The sequence below is a fragment of the Streptomyces sp. SID14436 genome (genome assembly GCF_010548465.1).
Taxonomy (GTDB): domain Bacteria; phylum Actinomycetota; class Actinomycetes; order Streptomycetales; family Streptomycetaceae; genus Streptomyces.
In genome coordinates this window covers 1-1,017 of sequence record NZ_JAAGMD010000285.1, presented here as the reverse complement: position 1 = coordinate 1,017, position 1,017 = coordinate 1, and the positions used below count along the sequence as shown (strand labels likewise).

The following is a 1,017-nucleotide window of genomic DNA, read 5'->3' as shown; positions in this document are numbered from 1 at the left end:
GGCCGTCACGCCGGGCAGGCGGAGCAGCGCGGTCGGGTCGGCGGCGTGCAGGGGGCGCAAGGCCACCACCGGGCCGCCGGGCAGGGCGGTGACGACGTGGTCGAGGGCGTGCAGCGCCTCCTCGTCCCCGGCCGCGTCCAGGCCGAAGCGCGCCCCGGGGTTGCCCGTGCCGGGCCGGGCCCCGCTGTCGCGCCACATCGGCCAGGCGACGGAGTGCAGCCAGGGGGTGTCCGGGGCGTGCCGCGCCGTGAAGTCGTCGACGAAGCTGTTGGCCGCGGCGTACTCCAGCACTCCCCCGGCGACGGGCGGCACCACGGCGGACAGGGAGGAGAAGGCCACCAGGAAGTCGGGCCGGTCGGGCAGGCACAGCTCGTAGAGGACTTCCAGTGCCTCCGCCTTGGGTTCGAACACCCGCTGGATGTCGTCCCGTTGGCGTGCGGCGAAGGCTCCCACGGGCGGGGTGACGGCGGCGCAGTGCACGGCCCCCCGTACGGGTCCGCTCTCCTCGCGGACCTGGTCGAGGAACGCCCCGAGTCCGGCGGCGTCCAGCAGGGACCCGCGGTGGACGTGCACGCGGGCCCCGGCCGCCTCCAGGGCGCGGACGGTCTCCACGGCCGCCCGGGCGGCTGCGTCCAGGCCGGGGGCGTCCCACCGGTCGGCCGGGGGCAGGGAGCGGGCGCCCAGCAGAGCGAGGTGGCGGGCCCCGCGGTCCACGAGGTGGCGGGCGACCCGGGCGCCGATGCCGCGGGTGGCGCCGGTCAGCAGGTAGGTGCCGTAGTGGTCGAGGCGGGGTGCCGGGGGCCGCGTGCCGGTGACGGGAGTGAGCCGGGGCAGGTACGCCCGGCCGGCGCGGTGGACCGCCTCGCCGTAGGGGTTGCCGGGGAGTGCGGCCAGCAGTTCCCCGGCCTGGGCCGAGGGCGTGCCGCCGGCCGGGTCGAGGTCGACGGTGATGCCGGTGAGGTGGCCGCTCTCGGCCCCCAGGAAACGGACGAAACCGGCCAGCCGTGCCCCGGCGCC

The 1,017-nt window shown here is 78.1% G+C and carries 1 protein-coding gene; it reads right to left on the bottom strand.

From position 1 onward, the window contains the following. A partial coding sequence (locus G3I53_RS10305) for an SDR family NAD(P)-dependent oxidoreductase (protein ID WP_164438257.1) occupies positions 1-1,017 on the bottom strand: 1,017 nt, incomplete at both ends.